The sequence below is a fragment of the Leuconostoc sp. S50 genome (assembly GCF_016624925.1).
Taxonomy (GTDB): Bacteria; Bacillota; Bacilli; order Lactobacillales; family Lactobacillaceae; genus Leuconostoc; species Leuconostoc pseudomesenteroides.
Map to the genome: position 1 here is coordinate 90,051 of NZ_JACVUE010000004.1, position 16,256 is coordinate 106,306.

Sequence of the window (16,256 nt, forward strand, 5' to 3'; positions counted from 1 at the left end):
TTTTTACGAGGACATGATGTTTAAAATTAGAATAAAATATATTTCTCAGATAGATGAACGTGATTGTGGGGTAGCTGCACTCTCTATGGCTTTAAATCATTACAAAACTCACTTATCCTTAGCAAAATTACGTGATTTAGCCAAAACTGATATGGAAGGTACTACTGCATTGGGAATTGTTAAAGCTGCTAATGCGCTAGACTTCGAAACCATGCCGATTCAGGCTGATTTGAGTTTATTTGATAAAAAAGATTTACCCTATCCTTTTATTGCTCATGTGATTAAAGAAGGTAAATACCCGCATTATTATGTTGTCTATGGCATGAAAGGTGATCAGTTACTAATTGCTGATCCAGATAATACCGTTGGAAAGACTAAAATGACGAAAGCGCGTTTTAACGAGGAATGGACCGGCGTGTCCATTTTTATTGCGCCCAATCCGACCTACAAACCCACGAAAGAAAAAAAGCGTTCCTTGAGTTCGTTTATTCCAGTGATCACGCGACAAAAGCTATTAGTCATCAATATTGTCATTGCCGCCTTATTAGTAACCCTTGTGAGCATTTTAGGATCGTATTATTTACAGGGTATCATTGATACTTATATCCCCGATAACATGAAAAACACCTTAGGGATTGTGTCAATAGGGCTTATTTTTGCTTATGTTATCCAACAATTGCTCTCTTATGCCAGAGATTATTTATTAATTGTCATGGGACAACGACTCTCAATTGATATTATCTTGTCCTATATCAAACATATCTTTGAACTGCCAATGTCTTTTTTTGCAACGCGTCGTACCGGTGAAATTGTGAGTCGTTTTACGGACGCTAATGCCATTATTGAAGCCCTGGCAAGCACGATGTTATCAGTCTTTTTAGACTTAGGTATTTTGGTCATTGTCGGCACCGTGCTAGTCGTTCAAAATTCAACCTTATTTTTGATATCTCTGATTGCTATTCCGGCTTATGCCCTAGTGGTCTGGCTCTTTATGCGTCCTTTTTCAAAGATGAATAATGACCAAATGCAAGCAGGTTCGATGTTAAGCTCTTCCATTATTGAAGATATTAATGGCGTTGAGACGATTAAAGCGCTGAATAGTGAAGCAACTGCCTATCATAAAATTGATCATGAATTTGTCACTTATTTAGAAAAATCATTTGTTTACGCTAAAACAGAAGCCGTTCAAAATGCGATTAAAAGTCTCTTACAGCTCTCTTTAAATGTCGTGATCTTATGGGTTGGTGCACAACTGGTCATGACCAATAAAATTAGTGTTGGTCAACTGATCACTTACAATGCTTTATTAGGATTTTTTACGGATCCCTTGCAAAATATTATTAATTTACAAACTAAGCTCCAACAGGCCTCAGTCGCTAATAACCGTTTGAACGAAGTTTATTTGGTTGATTCAGAATTTAAAGATAGTCATCAAATGACAGAAAGGATTACGACTAACAGCTCACTAGTAGCCGATCATATTACCTATAAATACGGTTTTGGCGCCCCAGCGATTGATGATGTTTCACTAACCATTACAGCCGGTGAAAAAATCGCTTTGGTTGGGATTAGTGGATCAGGAAAATCAACTTTAGTTAAATTGCTTGTTAATTTCTTTCAACCAGAGTCAGGGACAATCTCACTGGGACAAACACCACTCGCTAATCTTGATAAACACGAGCTAAGAGCACACATTAATTATTTACCACAAGAACCCTTTATCTTTTCCGGTTCCATTATGGATAACCTGCTATTAGGGTCTAAACCAGGGACAACCCAGGAAGATGTTATTCGAGCAGTAGAAATTGCTGAAATTAAAGATGATATTGAAAAAATGTCGCAAGGATTTGGTACTGAGCTGGCCGAAAGTGGTAATATTTCGGGTGGTCAAAAACAACGCATTGCTTTAGCAAGGGCTATTTTAGTCGATTCTCCTGTGATGATTTTAGATGAGTCAACCAGTAATCTTGACGTTTTAACAGAAAAAAAGATTATTGATAATCTCATGCAGTTAACCGAAAAGACCATTATCTTTGTAGCGCACCGCTTAACTATTTCACAGCGAGTGGATCGGATTTTGACCATGAAAAGTGGCAAGATTATCGAAGATGGCACGCATAATGCTCTGATTAATGCCGGTGGTTTCTACGCATCACTATTTAATCATTAAGGAGACCTGATGTTTGATCCAAAATACTTAGAAAGTGGCGAATTTTATCAACGTCGTTACCGCAATTTTCCAACCCTAATTATTGTGCCTATTTTTTTGTTAGTCCTGTTTATCGTTTTATTTAGCCTATTTGCTAAGCGTGAAATTGTTGTCAAAGCCAGTGGCGAAATTATTCCAGCCAAAGTGCTATCCGATATCCAATCAACAAGTAACAATGCTATCGATAGTAACCAACTAGCTGAAAATAAAGCGGTTAAAAAAGGCGATACATTAGTGACCTTTACCAGTGGCAATGAAAAAATATCGTCTCAACTACTGACGCAACAAATTAATAACCTGAACGACCGTCTAAAAAGTCTTGATACCTATAAGCAGAGTATTGTTAACGGACGTAGCGAATTTGGTGGCACAGATCAATTTGGTTATGATAGTCTATTCAACGGCTATATGGCGCAAGTTGATACGTTGACGAGTGACTTTAATCAACAAAGTAGTGATAAAAAAACCGCTGATCAACAAGCTAATCATCAAATTGACGTTTTAAAACAAGGTCAATCTAAAAACAATCAACAATTAGCCAATTATCAAGCTATTCTAACCAGTATTAGTCACAACACTAAACCAACAAATAATCCCTATCAGGCCATTTATGATAATTATGCAGCCCAGCTAAAATCAGCACAGACGGCTGATGAGAAAGAACAAGTCAAGCAAACTGCCTTAAGTAATGTGCAACAACAAATTGATCAATTACAAACAACTAGTAGTTCGTATGATAGTCAAATTGCTGGTATTACAAAGAGTGGCCCTTTATCTCAAAGCAGTACCTTAGATAAAATCGCCGACTTGAAGCAACAACAATTAGCGAGCGCTCAAAAAGAAATCAATGATCAACAACAATCCCTAGATGAATTAAAAGCCAAGCAATCATCTGCTAATGAGGATTATCAAGATACGGTTATTAAAGCACCAGAAGATGGAATTTTACATTTAGCCACTGACAAAACTAAAATCAAGTATTTCCCTAAAGGCACGACCATTGCTCAAATTTATCCTAAACTGACGCAAAAAACCGCTTTGAATGTTGAGTACTATGTGCCTGCCAGTAATATTATTGGTTTAAAGCAAGGTCAAACCATCCGGTTTGTCGCAAATCAAAATGTCACCAAGCCACTAACTTTAAACGGCACCATTAAAAGCATTAGTTCTGCGCCAATAGCTAGTAAAGAAGGAACTTTTTATAAATTAGTCGCAACGATTCAGGCCAAAAAAACAGAACGCGAACAGATTAAGTATGGTCTTAATGGTCGAATCACAACTATTAAAGGCACTAAAACATGGTTTAATTATTATAAAGATATTGTGCTAGGTGAAAATAATTAACCACCCCAAAGAATCATATCATATAGAGAAAATACGAATCATTAAGATAAATGAGAGAGAAATACTTACTATGAGATATTTTGTCACACTTTTATCACCCTTGAACAATATTGGTACGCTAAACTGGGAAACACAAATACTCGATAAATATCAGGTAGACGAGACATATTGGGAACAAGCAAAGTCAGAACTGTCTTCTGATACAGAATGGCTCACAGAAAATCAGTTATATAAAAAAATGAAACGCAATAATGGGCGCGATAACGAAATCATTTTATCAAGAGCTGCTAGCGTGATAAGTCAAAAAATACAGACAGATTTTCCAAATGCTAATGTATGGATTTATCAATAAAAGTATATTCGGAAAATGATTCGCCTTTTTATGATTGTGAATATTGTTTATTTCGGTGCAGAGTGTAAGACTAGGTTGGACATTTTAATTTAACAATCGTTGACGTAGGAATTAACAGTGACAGCTTTAAACAAACAATTTTTTAATGTATTGAACTGTTCTGGCAGAAATATTGAAAGCTTCTGCTGTGGCTCTTACTGTGTGAGTTTGAGAATATTCAAAGATAGCTGTGTTACGGCTATCTTTTTTTCTTTGAGGTCGGCCTTCTCTATAGTTGGGATTGTGTTGTCTAGCAAACGCTTTACCAGCTTGTGTACGCTCAATAATCATGTCACGTTCCATTTCTGCGACTGATAGCAAAGTTCTGACAATCATGCGGCCCATTGGGGTGTTATCAATCGTACCTAAATTTAAGACTTTAATCATTATTTTTTCTTTTAACAAATCATCAATCAAGTTCAATGCTTCTCGTGTATTACGAGCAAAACGATCTAATTTGGTGACGATCAATGTGTCATTAGGTTCAATCAGATTAACGAGCTTTTCAAATTGCGGGCGTACTGTAGTTGTACCTGAATACTTTTCACTGAAAATTATTTCAGCTCCTGAATTTTTTAGGGTTTCTTTTTGTTCGTTTAAAGATTGTCCAGCTGTAGAAACACGTGCATAGCCATAAACTGTCATTTTTTACCTCTATAAAATTGCATAACTAAGTTGCGGTATATAAATACAAGTATATCATGGCATAAAGAAAGCGCAAATTACTTAAAAGTTATTTGCGTTTTTAATTAATCTTTAGGTTTATTTGTGAAAATATCTTTTTGAATTCATTACTAATCCGAATAGAAAAAGTACTGTTAATATAGTGGGGATCAATATTTTTGACATATTTTTTATGGCGGCTGTCTGAGGAAGAATGCCGGTAACTTTTTGGCTCGCAGTATCTTTTGGTGTAACTGCGGGATTTCTTGAATTTAGAGTTGAATTATTTGACTTACTCTTATTCTGTAATGATGCCGTATCTGGATCAATTGAAAGTGATGTTTTATCACTTTTACTATTTTCATTGACAACAGTGAAAGATTTCGTGAAATTAGTGGGGCTATCTGATCTAAACGTGTACCCTTGCGAAACACCATTGATTGAAATGCAGTAACTATGAGCAGACTTAATACCGTCTTTTTCTGTGAAGATTGTTTGTCCTTTATTGTCGGTACTTTTTTCAGCAACTTTGTCATAAGTGCCGTAAGTAATGTCAAATAATTCAATTTTGGCATTGGCAACGGGATTACCATTTTTACCGAGTACTGTAGGGGTAAAGGAAGTTGTATAAAGTTGATCATCTTTATTGGTAATAGTGAAAGATTTCGTGAAATTAGCGGGGCTATCTGATCTAAACGTGTACCCTTGCGAAACACCATTGATTGAAATGCAGTAACTATGAGCAGACTTAATACCGTCTTTTTCTGTGAAGATTGTTTGTCCTTTATTGTCGGTACTTTTTTCAGCAACTTTGTCATAAGTGCCGTAAGTAATGTCAAATAATTCAATTTTGGCATTGGCAACGGGATTACCATTTTTACCGAGTACTGTAGGGGTAAAGGAAGTTGTATAACTTGGCTGGGCTGGTGACAAAGTTAAAACTGTACTAATGGCATGATTTGATATTGTAATTTCGTTATTGTATAAGACCTGATCATTATCTAATACTTTAAGTACGTAATTATCATTCTTGTTTATCAGAGACGAATCAAATGAATATTTTCCGTTACTATCGGTTGTGCCTGCGAAAATTGTTGCACCTGTATTTTCGCTAATTAATTTAACTAGTAGCTTGTTAGCAGATTGCCCGTTTTTATATGATATACTCCCATTTACAAATGATTGTTGGCTTTTAGCCAGTTGTGAAGGGCTCGTTTGTTCTGCGTGTACGCTAGCAAGATTGATGGTACCAGCTGACAAGATAACTGCTGTTGCAATTATTGGTATTCTAATTTTCACAATAAATAATCTCCTGTTATCATTAAATAGTAATCATTACTATTTAATGATAACAGGAGATTATTTATTGTCAATCTTTTTTTATTATATAACCCTAAAATGAAACATATTTATAAGTATTTTGCACAACGGACTTTAAACATGCAACATATTAACAATACAATTAATTTATTGCCGTTTTAAAATGCTCTTATACTAAAAAATAGTCCATTTTTTTAGTATAAGAGCTGTGCCTTTAGGGGAGCCAATCACGTAGCTTACGGTTTCTGTTTTCATTTGAACCACGTTGTTGTGGTGATGACAGCCGGCGTATATCCTAAATGTCTAGCTATATCAGACTGTGCCATTTTCTCAATATTTCACAGGTATTCAATCATGTAACGTTGATTTTCATTTATATGTGGTTGGCACTTTCTTTTTTTCGGCGTTTCATCACTCATAAAAAACACTCCTTATTATAATAGTCAGGCACTCAATGCCTATAATAAAGTGTATCCATTCTCATTTATGCTTATTATTCTGTTTTTACACGTATTCAAAAGCAAAATAGTAGACATACAACTAGTCAACAACATTGGAATCGTCAATTTCTTTGCTTATCATCACATTGCCCTTTCCCTTAATTGTTTTTTAGGTTGATACAACTGTTCCTCAATCTTATTCAAGCCACTTTCAGTATTGCGATCAGTTACCTTAATCAGCGAGTCTAAATCACGATAAACAAAAGTTAGCTCAATCGATTTGGAAACTAAGTCTTGCACTTTTGATGCTAATTCGTTGTTAAAAAAAGCGCATCTCCGTAGGTTTGAGATTATGCTTGTAATTGCATTGATACACTTAAGTTGTGTGAAAGTCGGGCACACCTGCTTTGAATTGAAAGCCCAGTCTACCGTTTTCTAATGCTTTGTCTAGTTGACTATATAAAGTCTCTAAACAGTTCTAACTGCTTGATATACTGTTTTAAGTGTTCTGGTTTTAACCCTATTTTTGTTATTATTTTCATTTTTAAATATTAACGATTAAAAAAGACCACCACTGATATTTAGTGATAGTCATAAGGGCGGGAATTTTTGTTCATAATTATGAGTTGATTGAGACACAAAATCGGAATCCATCAATCAAGACTAAACGCACTATTTTATAATCACACCTAATAAAGGAATCAGCTGTGCTGCCTGCGTGTGATTGATTTTCAATCCTTTTACTCTCTCTGGTTGAACAACGATAGTATCAAACGTACTTTCAGATATGTCTACTCCCTGTAAATTGGTTTCACTGAAATTGCAACGATTTAATGTACTTTGTTGGCAAAAAAACTTACCCTTAAAAATAACTTCGATGAAATATACATCATTACAATCGGAATTATTTACTGAACAATTGCTTAATTTTGAACCACTAAAATTTGAAAAATCAATTTTTGAGTTTTTAAAAAGAACATCTTTTAGTGTACTATTGATTAACGAAGTTCCCACAAGTTTGCATTTGTTGAAGGAGGAACGATAGATAACACAATTTTCCATATTTTTATTTGAAAAATCAATTCCATTAAATTGACAGTCTAAAAATTCATATTTTTTAAAACTGTCTTGTGTGAAGATACAGTTTTTAAAGGTTACCTCGTCAACTTGATTATTAAATTGAGAAGAGGAAAAGATGGTATCTTCGTATGTCATGCCAGATTCTATTTCGTCAAAACTCATTTCTTGCATGTTGTAATGTCTCCATTTATTACGTTATATTTGTGCGAGCTGTCAGGCCTGTTTCTTGACGTATTTTCTTGAAAGCTATTTACTGCGAGTGGGTAGCCTTGACAATAAAAATATATTAATCTTTTTTGAGTAAATTTGGTTTATATCTACAGATCACCAATTATATTTTTTTAATATAATCGTTATACGAATGGTTGTTTCCTTAATCAATAGTTAAACACTAAATTCTTTTAAGGTAAAGATTGCTTATCTTTACCAATCTCATCAATAATTCGTAATGGTTCGCCATAGATATATTGGGTACTCAAACCCCGGGCAGTCCAGTCCGTCTAGGTGTTGTGTACTCTTTTTGTAACTTACGCATCACATCAGCAAGACTATTACCAGTCATATACTCATTTCTTGAATGTCGACCAAAAGTAATTTTTATCTGAATAAGCTGAATGATGTTAAAACAATTTTTTAAATAACGTTTTTCTATTTTTTTGGTTGATCAGCTGATCTTGATAGATTATAAATATTTTTGAAATCAACTAAGATTTGTTCATATTTAGCAATAGCAGCGTCTACAGAACCTTGGCCAAGAGGTAAACGTAAAGGTAATTCTGACTTGTGATTTGTAATTTGTTCGTAGATTATTTCGGCTGCTTTATCAGGATCACCTGCCTCATTATGAGCATTTGCACCTGTACTAACAACATAATCTGTAAACTGTTTGTAGTCTTCGATTTGGGGAACAACTTTATCAGAAGAACGGCCTGCCCAATCTGTCCTAAATCCGCTAGGCTCTACTAATAAAACCTTAATGTTGCTACCAGTTACTTCCTGAGCTAATGCCTCACTGATTCCTTCGACTGCATATTTAGTTCCGTGATAATAAGAAAAAGTAGGGTAAGAAACCATTCCTCCAACAGAAGAAAAATTCGCAATGACTCCATCTTTTTGTTTACGCATGATTGGTAAAACTGCGGTTGTCATGTCCGTCAATCCCCACACGTTTACATCAAACATATATCTAACACTTTCTCGCTGACTTTCCTCGAATGTACTGAAATATCCTAAACCAGCATTGTTGATTAACACATCAATACTTCCAAATCTTTCCATAGTTTTTTTCACTACATTTTTAATATCCTCTTGATTGGTTACATCTAGTTTGAGTTTTAACAAATGGGTTTGGTCAAACGTATTTAAATAATCTAACTGATCTATGTTTCGAGCGGTTGCTACGAGATTGATCCCAAGTTGTTTTACCAAAAATAAGGCAAGAGACTTTCCAAATCCTGTTGATGTGCCTGTAATAATCCATGTGTTGTTTTTCATTGAAAAACTCCTTAAAATTTATTTGTAAAATCAGTTTATCACACTCCGAAAACAAAGTGTACAAAAAACACTTTTTTTATATACTTTGTTTTTATTTGTATTTTTTGCTACACTATAATTAGTAGAGGAGAGGATATAGATGAGCACAATGAACTTAAATGAGCAGTATAAAGATGATTTAATGATTAAGCTTCTGCCTGTTTTAAGAAAAGGAAGTTTCCAAACACTTAAAATGGATGAGATTTCTAATGTGATGGATGTGAGCCGAGCAACCTTATATAAATATTTTTCTAATCGTGAAGTTATTTTTCAACGTTTAATTGAAGGTCTTTCAGATTATATTTCTACTATGAATTTTCAGGAAAAAGATAAGCAATCGAGTACATTTGGTATAAATTTTCAGGAGGCTTTTCGCCAGAACGTTGTGATAAAATTAATGATTACTAAACCATTTCTCAATGATTTAAAATTAATGTATCCTAATTTAGGAAATTTGCTACAAGATACACTTGAAACCCATGATAAAAAAATGAAAAATTTTTACCTTTCAGGCATACATGAGGGATTCTTCAATGAAGTAAATCCGATTTTACTGGTTTTACAAGATCAAATGATATTTTCATTTTTAGATGTTCAATATCTAGCTAAAAACAAGTTATCAGTTAGTGACGTATTAAAAGATTTTTATGAATTAAAAAGAGTATCCACAATTAAAGAAAATCAATTGGAGATACTTGATAATAAACTGATGCTCCCAATATTCGAAGAATTAACGAAAAAAATAGAATCTATGATTTATAGCTGAAAAATCAATCCAGAATTTGGATTGATTTTTTACTTGAATATATCAATGATGAATCTGAACGATAGTTTAACAAATAATGTCACGTCCGTGCTTTTAACCTGTTGTTTTGGGTCTATTTTTTGTTTTTTTATCAATATAACCCTCAATCCACACACTTGACGTTATGTTAAAAATGAACCTGCTATCATTGCAGGTTTTATTTTTTTCTTAACCCGAATTTATCATTTGAAACAGGAGAAGAATATATCGTCAGTAATTAGAAAATATTTATATGAACTAAGGTACCGTCACGTATGGACATAAGCAGATTTGGAACGAATGACAAATGTTAAATATCAACACTGGAGTTCCATTGAAACGGGCATAAGACCATGTTTATCATAAAACGATATTTTGGCCATTTATAAATTATATGGCATTGATTATTCGACACCCATCAAAGATGCTTAGAATTCAATAAATTGGCCTATTTTTATCCAGGTATTTTTGGCTACGTTTAAGATGTGGTTGCGATTATATAAATTGATATACCAACCAATGGCTGCTTGGACTTGCGTTAATGTTTCGTATGCCTTCAAATACACCTCTTCACGTTTCAATATTGAATGAAACGCTTCCATACGGCCATTATCGTATGGATGTCCTTTGAGTGAATATGAATGTTTCAAGCCATAATTTTGACATTTAATATTAAATTCAGCACTCGTGTATTGTGACCCCATATCTGAATGAATAATTAATGGCTTTCGATGCTTATCTAACGCCATCTGTGAGGCACTTGTGGCTAGCTCGGCTGTCATTGTATCACCAATTTTATAGCCCAATACTTTTCTCTTCTCAGGATCCAAAACGGTCGCTAAATAGACCCATTTGTGGTTAGTCAACTGAATATAAGTGATATCTGTTTGCCAAACACCGCTCAAATCATGCAAGTGTCTAATCAAATTGGGCTTTTGATTAACAGTCACCACAGTTTTTGGCTTGCGATAACGTTTTTGCATGCGGGATTTAATCCCTAATTCACGCATCAATTTGAGTGTCATATACTCAGATACTTTCGAACCGTCGGTTTGTTGACTATAAGCAGCAATACGACGATAACCATAAAATTTAAAGGTTTTCCAAACGTCTAAGATATAATGTTTTAGAGATTCTCTACGCTTTTCTTGTCGACTGGTCTGCCAATGGCGCCAGTTGTAATAGTTACTAGGTTTGATTTTAAGTGCACTTAAAATACGCACAAGCGCGTAGCCTTGTGCTAAAAATTGGTTAACTAGCGGCAATCCCACATTACGAACTATTTTTTGGCTAGTAAGATGGCCGCTCAATGCCTGTCAGGCTATGCGTGATAAAATTTCGTTTTCTTCCTCCAAAATAGCGAGACGCTTCTCTAGTTGCTTAACGTCTTTTAACGTCTTTAACTGACCCTGAATCATGACTGGGGTAGCTTGCTTGACCCAAATAGCAATAGAATCTTTTGAAGGTCCAAATTCGTCTGCTAATGACTTAAGTGAACGGCCTTCTTTGTGAAGTTTAACCAGTGAATCTTTAAAATCTTGTGAATAACGAATTGACATAAAAATACTCCTATACTTTCATTTTACGGACTGAATAAAAATAGTCCATTTTTTTAGTATAAGAGCACCGCCAAATGCTTGGCATCGTTAAGATCATTTTTGTTAGGACGTCATTGATCCAATTGCTTTTTAGCGGTCAAAGGATTCAGGTAAGTATAAGGATAATTGTGGGCCTCTAAGAAAGTTTTTAAACGTCTCGAATAAACGCCTGTCGCCTCAAACACGATATCTGGGAACGTATTAAACTGCATAATGACCGTATTTAACTGATTGAACCCAAAGACATCATGGGTGATCTTAAAATTCTGTACAACCTTACCATCAACAGCGACGGCAACTTGACTGGTTGCCTTCGAAACATCAATACCAATAACAGCGTGCATGAGTGCACCTCCAAAGAATAATTGATTGAAACAGTCACTGGTAGCCATCACCATCTAATTTTCTATACTCGACGTCTAGCGTCTAACTTACTAAGAACAAATTGTGTGGTTACGCCAGTGAAACGGCCACTTTTATTCACGACATCCAGTGCCAAAAAACTCCGCGACCTATGCTTCACAACCTATTTTAGAATAAATCAAAAATAGGTGAAGACTATCCCCGTCGAGCATAATCTTCACCTTTAATGTTAGTAAGTTTTATTGCATTATAATAGCAACTCCGACTAGAAATTAATGTGATTGGTTTTTTTTGTGTAGCAAATTTTAAGTGAATTTTAGTGAAAAATAGTGAATAATCGTGTCTAGATAAAATATCAATAATGTTGATATATAAGCTATTTCAAGCATTTGAGACGGTTGATGAGATGGTCAACTTTAACAAGAACATTTTTAGTATAAGAGAAGTTATTTTAAATTCTATATACCAGAATTTAAAATAACCGTGTTGAACTATCTTGAAACACACTCACAATCAGAGGCGACACGTCATTTTGCTGTCTTCCCCAGCACAATAATTGCTAATTGGTTGAGCACCTACCGCAAATTCGATTACCAAGTAGTCACGGCAATGGGTTAAAACCCAAACCGAAAGGCAGATCACCGAGTATGGGACGAAAACGTATTCATCCACTCACACCAGAACAACAAGAACTCGCTGACTTAAAGCAAGAGAATTATCAACTTAAGATGGAGAATGCTGTTCTACTGTGGTAGGCAACGCATACAAAAAATTAAAAGCCTTAGTGGATCAACGAACCGAGAAAAACAAACGGCAGTAACGTCATTAAGGCGGACTAAATATTTTAAATTGGCTGATTTATTAGCGCTAATTGGCTTGAAACGGAGTACGTATTATTATTTAGAAGCTCATCCGCTCAATACGTCATCAGACAACAAAATAGCAGACGTCCTCCGTCAAATTAAGTCACCCCAATTTCAAACCGAATATGGTTATCGTCGCGTGACAACGTTGTTGCACGACCAAGGTTATTTGGTGAACCACAAGCACGTGCGCCGGATTATGCGCCAAAACGCACTCCTCAGCACCACTTATAACACGCGTAAGTGTCCCTATAGTTCATATCGCGGTACGGTTGGGCGGATTTCCGAACGTGTCATCAAGCGTGACTTTCAAGCTGACGCACCTTACCAAAAGATTGTCACAGATGTCACTGAAATTCAGTTGAACAATCATAATAAAGCTTATTTGACGACTTTATCAATTATTACAACAATCACCGGATCAAACAAAAACTCAATGGTCTGTCACCGGTTCAATATCGGTAACTCACCACTGAGTTTGTTAGTTAATTAATTCTATTTTGTCCAACTATTGGGGTTCAATTCACATCCTAGGTGATTCTAATAAATATTTATTGGTATTATTACTACACAAATAAAGAATAGATCAGTAAATTTTAAAACATATACATATAGGAGTGTTCCTTCTCAGTAAAAAAATTACTTTTCTGACTGTTGAATTTTTTCTAGTTGTTGATATTGCGCGAGCATCCATTCCCGATACGTCTTATGTTTAGGCATTGTTTCGGTTACTTTAAGGACCGGAACAGAATATTCGCCGGCTAGCTTAACGAGTTCAGTCACCGTTTTATCACTAGCTTGTGTATTTTCAACAAAAAAAGAAATGCTCCGATTCTTAATGTCATCTTGCATGGCCTTAATATCTTTTGGCGATGGATCTGTACCATCTTCAACTGATTTAGCGAAGTGTGTATTATTTTCAGTATAGCCCAATTCTGATAAGGCGTAGTCAAATACTGGCTCACTGACATCAACTTTTTTACCGTTTGAATTTGCCTTCAAAGTTTTTATTTTTGTTACAATGGGTTTCAAACTAGCCACATACTTATCAGCGTTGGCTTTAAATTGTGACTTATGTTTGGGATCAATTTTTGAAAATTGATTTGCCAAGTATGAAACTAACTTAGGCATGGTTTGACTTTGATACCACAAATGCGGGTTGTCACCATCCTTTTTACCTAATACATCTTCTCCCACACGAACAGATGTAATGTTGCTATTTTTGGCTAGTTTTGTCATCCAAGAATCATAGCCAATGCCATTATATAAAACAAGATCTGCGCCAGCTACCTCTTTGGCAACTTTGGTACTAGGTTCATAATCGTGAGGATCCACATTGGGATTGTTAATGACTGACTGGACGGATCCATATTTTCCTAGTACAGCTTTGGCTGCTTCACCATAAAAATCGACCGATGAAATAACCTTGATTTTACTATCTTGATTATCTCCCTGATTGGATTTTGACTGTTGTCCCCATACAAGTACCAGAATTACTGCCAAAATGGCAATAATCACAGCACCAAGTGTCATTCTACGTTTCATGTTCTCTCCATTCTTTCGTGCATAAAAGCTGTAATCACACTTTTATTGTCCAATGATATCTTCTTACTTGCGTAGTTTATCATTCTTTTTATGCTTGAATTCCTTAATAATCTTTAAAGCGCGATCTCTCGTTTTAGCGTTTGGACTCTTGAGTCTGCGATAAGCACTACTTAAATCTGTTTTTTCTGGCATAATTTTTGCCTCCTTCCTTATAGATGGTAATGATTACTATTAAAATTTTAAGGTATCGGCCAGTTAATGTCAATCAAATTATTTCAATGGCCTTTTTCCTAAATAGTTTAACAACAGATTTGGACAAATCATAAATCTCTTTTAAGGTTATAAATGCTTAAAAAATTGTACAGCTTTGCCAAATTCGTAATTCTCTCTATAGACATGATGAAATTGAATCAAATTAAAAATAAATAGTAATGATTACTATTATGTGATAGAATGGCAATCAAAGCTGATAGGAGTATTTTAATCAAAAAGTTTCACAAACTGGCGATTTAGGTCATAATACTTGTTTGCAATATTGCACTAATTGGCAGAAAAGGAGTTGTAAATAAAAGGAAGATTATTTGGTTACGAGATTCATTTTGGAATTAAAGTTATTATAGAGTGATCATTTTCGATGCATTTAAAAAATGAAATCAAATGATATCTGATAAGTATTGTACTAAGAAAAGAGGTATTAAAAAATTAATATACAGTATAAGTTTGACACGCAACTACTAATTTCAGGTTGTCAGCTGTCGGAAATAACCCTGGCAAACAAAATTAAGGTAGAATTTGAAGGAGATTCTCTTATTGTTGGGGGAGATAATGAGTTAATGAAAGTTCATTATCATACCAATGCTCCCTGGAAAATATTGGAATACTGTGCTTCTGTGGGAGAAATATTTGATGTTGTAGTTGAAAATATGATTCGACAAAGTAACGGTCAAAGGGGCTGACGGTCCTGTAGCATATAATATATAGACTGATTTAAAGCTGGTACTAGTGTGATTGAAGAATTCAAAATGGTGAACCTTAAAGAAATTAAGTGGCAAAAAACGATTAGTATACTATTAATTTTGTCAACAGTACTGTTGACAACTTTTTTGGTAACAGAGCATGATGCGTTTCTGTATCATGAACCAATTGCAAAAATTATAAATGTTAAAAATGGCGATATACAAAATCAGTCAGATGAATTTGGCAATGAAGATTATTATCGTAGTCAGACTTTGATCGTGAAATTTTTAAACGGAGAATTGGCAGGGCAAACGAAGACGATTGAAAATAAATTCTCGGGATCCAACTCTCTTGATCTCCGCTATTATCCTCATCAACAAGTCTTTGTTAGAAAGGATATCAATACCTTTGTCATACTGGGGGTTAAACGTGATACTGTAGTAGCAGTTTTGCTTGTTCTGGTTGGTACTGTTGTCTTTTTTAGTTTCAAAAAATCCGCTTTAGGTCCTATATTTAGCGTTTTAATTAATACAATTTGTTTCTTTGTAGCAACGAAACTTGATGTTAAAGCAAGTTTTGGGGAAGTTATTTTGATATTTTCTACTGTCATGCTACTCTTTATGGTCGCGACGATTTTTCTTGTGTACGGAATTAATAGGAAAGCTATGGTGATTTTTGGGGCCTCAACAGTATCTTGTTTAGTAACAGTGACACTGATAGAAATTGATTTATTAATGACCAACAGTTCTGGATTACAGTTTGAAACAATGAGCTACGTTACCCAGTCCAGAACTACAATATTTATTATTTCGATTTTAATGAGCTCTATTGGTGCTATCGTTGATGTATCTGGAGACATGACTATCAGCGTTTCCAAAATGTTTTATGAGGATGGTCATTACGGCTCGACAAGGATTTTTAAGTTAGCAATGACGTGTGGCCGTAATGTCATGGGGCCTTCTATTAATGTCCTGTTCATGATTTTTATGGCGAGTACGATACCGATGACTATCTTATTTTTAAAAAATGGCAATGATATTATTTACTCAATCTCAATGATTATGTCATTGGGTATTTTTCAAACCCTAGCTAGTGCCGTTGCAATTGTTTTAGTTATACCCATCACTAGTGCACTGTTAGTAATTAGTCAGAGAAGAAGGTGAAAG

16 protein-coding genes and 3 pseudogenes are annotated in these 16,256 nt (G+C 34.9%); 8 read left to right on the forward strand and 11 right to left on the reverse strand.

Going from position 1 to position 16,256, the window contains the following annotated elements; translation table 11 throughout:
• The first annotated feature begins 16 nt into the window (after positions 1-16).
• The 3 genes from IAE53_RS05220 to IAE53_RS05230 all read left to right on the forward strand — a co-directional run bounded on the left by IAE53_RS05220 (position 17) and on the right by IAE53_RS05230 (position 3,905).
• On the forward strand, positions 17-2,170 hold the full coding sequence (locus IAE53_RS05220) for a peptide cleavage/export ABC transporter (RefSeq protein WP_200136255.1): 2,154 nt from the start codon (positions 17-19) through the stop codon (positions 2,168-2,170).
• Between the two features lie 9 nt (positions 2,171-2,179).
• Positions 2,180-3,553, forward strand: a complete 1,374-nt coding sequence (locus tag IAE53_RS05225) for an HlyD family secretion protein (RefSeq protein ID WP_200136256.1) — start codon at positions 2,180-2,182, stop codon at positions 3,551-3,553.
• Positions 3,554-3,623: 70 nt separating this feature from the next.
• Positions 3,624-3,905: a hypothetical protein gene (locus IAE53_RS05230; protein ID WP_200136257.1), complete on the forward strand. Its 282-nt coding sequence runs from the start codon at positions 3,624-3,626 to the stop codon at positions 3,903-3,905.
• A gap of 126 nt (positions 3,906-4,031) precedes the next feature.
• Here the strand turns inward: IAE53_RS05230 and IAE53_RS05235 are convergent, their stop codons facing one another.
• The 6 genes and pseudogenes from IAE53_RS05235 to IAE53_RS05255 all read right to left on the reverse strand — a co-directional run bounded on the left by IAE53_RS05235 (position 4,032) and on the right by IAE53_RS05255 (position 8,941).
• The gene (locus IAE53_RS05235; protein ID WP_200136258.1) at positions 4,032-4,589 is read right to left on the reverse strand and encodes a recombinase family protein; all 558 of its coding nucleotides are present in this window, start codon (positions 4,587-4,589) and stop codon (positions 4,032-4,034) included.
• A gap of 117 nt (positions 4,590-4,706) precedes the next feature.
• Positions 4,707-5,906: a hypothetical protein gene (locus tag IAE53_RS05240; RefSeq protein ID WP_200136259.1), complete on the reverse strand. Its 1,200-nt coding sequence runs from the start codon at positions 5,904-5,906 to the stop codon at positions 4,707-4,709.
• A 296-nt stretch (positions 5,907-6,202) separates the two neighbouring features.
• Positions 6,203-6,346: pseudogene (locus IAE53_RS11610) on the reverse strand (IS30 family transposase); the annotation flags it as partial.
• 162 nt (positions 6,347-6,508) lie between these two features.
• Positions 6,509-6,903, reverse strand: a pseudogene (locus IAE53_RS05245) (hypothetical protein).
• Positions 6,904-7,039: 136 nt separating this feature from the next.
• Positions 7,040-7,618 carry a pentapeptide repeat-containing protein gene (locus tag IAE53_RS05250; protein ID WP_200136260.1) on the reverse strand — a complete coding sequence of 193 codons (579 nt, stop codon included), beginning with the start codon at positions 7,616-7,618 and terminating at the stop codon, positions 7,040-7,042.
• Between the two features lie 477 nt (positions 7,619-8,095).
• Complete coding sequence (locus tag IAE53_RS05255) at positions 8,096-8,941, reverse strand: oxidoreductase (RefSeq protein ID WP_200136261.1); 846 nt, start codon at positions 8,939-8,941, stop codon at positions 8,096-8,098.
• Between the two features lie 139 nt (positions 8,942-9,080).
• Between IAE53_RS05255 and IAE53_RS05260 the strand changes: the two genes are divergently transcribed.
• Complete coding sequence (locus IAE53_RS05260; protein WP_200136262.1) at positions 9,081-9,746, forward strand: TetR/AcrR family transcriptional regulator; 666 nt, start codon at positions 9,081-9,083, stop codon at positions 9,744-9,746.
• Between the two features lie 446 nt (positions 9,747-10,192).
• Here the strand turns inward: IAE53_RS05260 and IAE53_RS05265 are convergent, their stop codons facing one another.
• The 3 genes from IAE53_RS05265 to IAE53_RS05275 form a co-directional block, all read right to left on the reverse strand.
• On the reverse strand, positions 10,193-11,035 hold the full coding sequence (locus IAE53_RS05265) for an IS3 family transposase (protein WP_200554193.1): 843 nt from the start codon (positions 11,033-11,035) through the stop codon (positions 10,193-10,195).
• A gap of 45 nt (positions 11,036-11,080) precedes the next feature.
• Positions 11,081-11,323, reverse strand: a complete 243-nt coding sequence (locus IAE53_RS05270) for a transposase (RefSeq protein WP_200554195.1) — start codon at positions 11,321-11,323, stop codon at positions 11,081-11,083.
• Positions 11,324-11,433: 110 nt separating this feature from the next.
• A complete protein-coding gene (locus IAE53_RS05275; RefSeq protein ID WP_233610729.1) occupies positions 11,434-11,706 on the reverse strand; it encodes an IS110 family transposase in 273 nt (90 codons plus the stop codon).
• 754 nt (positions 11,707-12,460) lie between these two features.
• On the opposite strand from IAE53_RS05275, the pseudogene IAE53_RS11615 reads away from it, so the two are divergent.
• Both IAE53_RS11615 and IAE53_RS11620 read left to right on the forward strand, forming a co-directional pair.
• Positions 12,461-12,805 (forward strand): annotated as a pseudogene (locus IAE53_RS11615) (IS3 family transposase); the annotation flags it as partial.
• Between the two features lie 203 nt (positions 12,806-13,008).
• Complete coding sequence (locus tag IAE53_RS11620; protein ID WP_368668231.1) at positions 13,009-13,053, forward strand: hypothetical protein; 45 nt, start codon at positions 13,009-13,011, stop codon at positions 13,051-13,053.
• Between the two features lie 174 nt (positions 13,054-13,227).
• Here the strand turns inward: IAE53_RS11620 and IAE53_RS05295 are convergent, their stop codons facing one another.
• Both IAE53_RS05295 and IAE53_RS05300 read right to left on the reverse strand, forming a co-directional pair.
• Positions 13,228-14,133, reverse strand: coding sequence for a metal ABC transporter solute-binding protein (locus IAE53_RS05295; protein ID WP_200136346.1), 906 nt, complete (start codon positions 14,131-14,133; stop codon positions 13,228-13,230).
• Positions 14,134-14,196: 63 nt separating this feature from the next.
• Positions 14,197-14,325 (reverse strand): putative metal homeostasis protein, encoded by a 129-nt coding sequence (locus tag IAE53_RS05300; protein WP_200136347.1) that lies wholly within the window; start codon positions 14,323-14,325, stop codon positions 14,197-14,199.
• A gap of 515 nt (positions 14,326-14,840) precedes the next feature.
• Here IAE53_RS05300 and IAE53_RS05305 point away from each other — a divergent pair.
• A complete protein-coding gene (locus IAE53_RS05305; RefSeq protein WP_368668232.1) occupies positions 14,841-15,089 on the forward strand; it encodes a kinase to dihydroxyacetone kinase in 249 nt (82 codons plus the stop codon).
• Positions 15,090-15,137: 48 nt separating this feature from the next.
• Complete coding sequence (locus tag IAE53_RS05310) at positions 15,138-16,253, forward strand: YibE/F family protein (RefSeq protein WP_200136348.1); 1,116 nt, start codon at positions 15,138-15,140, stop codon at positions 16,251-16,253.
• Positions 16,254-16,256: the final 3 nt, after the last annotated feature.

What these genes read in the sequence shown, in the direction of transcription:
- IAE53_RS05220 (WP_200136255.1), top strand. Translation starts at nt 17, where the DNA reads ATGTTTAAAATTAGAATAAAATATATTTCTCAGATAGATGAACGTGAT.
- IAE53_RS05225 (WP_200136256.1), top strand. Translation starts at nt 2,180, where the DNA reads ATGTTTGATCCAAAATACTTAGAAAGTGGCGAATTTTATCAACGTCGT.
- IAE53_RS05230 (WP_200136257.1), top strand. Translation starts at nt 3,624, where the DNA reads ATGAGATATTTTGTCACACTTTTATCACCCTTGAACAATATTGGTACG.
- IAE53_RS05235 (WP_200136258.1), bottom strand. Translation starts at nt 4,589, where the DNA reads ATGACAGTTTATGGCTATGCACGTGTTTCTACAGCTGGACAATCTTTA.
- IAE53_RS05250 (WP_200136260.1), bottom strand. Translation starts at nt 7,618, where the DNA reads ATGCAAGAAATGAGTTTTGACGAAATAGAATCTGGCATGACATACGAA.
- IAE53_RS05255 (WP_200136261.1), bottom strand. Translation starts at nt 8,941, where the DNA reads ATGAAAAACAACACATGGATTATTACAGGCACATCAACAGGATTTGGA.
- IAE53_RS05260 (WP_200136262.1), top strand. Translation starts at nt 9,081, where the DNA reads ATGAGCACAATGAACTTAAATGAGCAGTATAAAGATGATTTAATGATT.
- IAE53_RS05270 (WP_200554195.1), bottom strand. Translation starts at nt 11,323, where the DNA reads ATGTCAATTCGTTATTCACAAGATTTTAAAGATTCACTGGTTAAACTT.
- IAE53_RS05275 (WP_233610729.1), bottom strand. Translation starts at nt 11,706, where the DNA reads ATGCACGCTGTTATTGGTATTGATGTTTCGAAGGCAACCAGTCAAGTT.
- IAE53_RS05295 (WP_200136346.1), bottom strand. Translation starts at nt 14,133, where the DNA reads ATGAAACGTAGAATGACACTTGGTGCTGTGATTATTGCCATTTTGGCA.
- IAE53_RS05300 (WP_200136347.1), bottom strand. Translation starts at nt 14,325, where the DNA reads ATGCCAGAAAAAACAGATTTAAGTAGTGCTTATCGCAGACTCAAGAGT.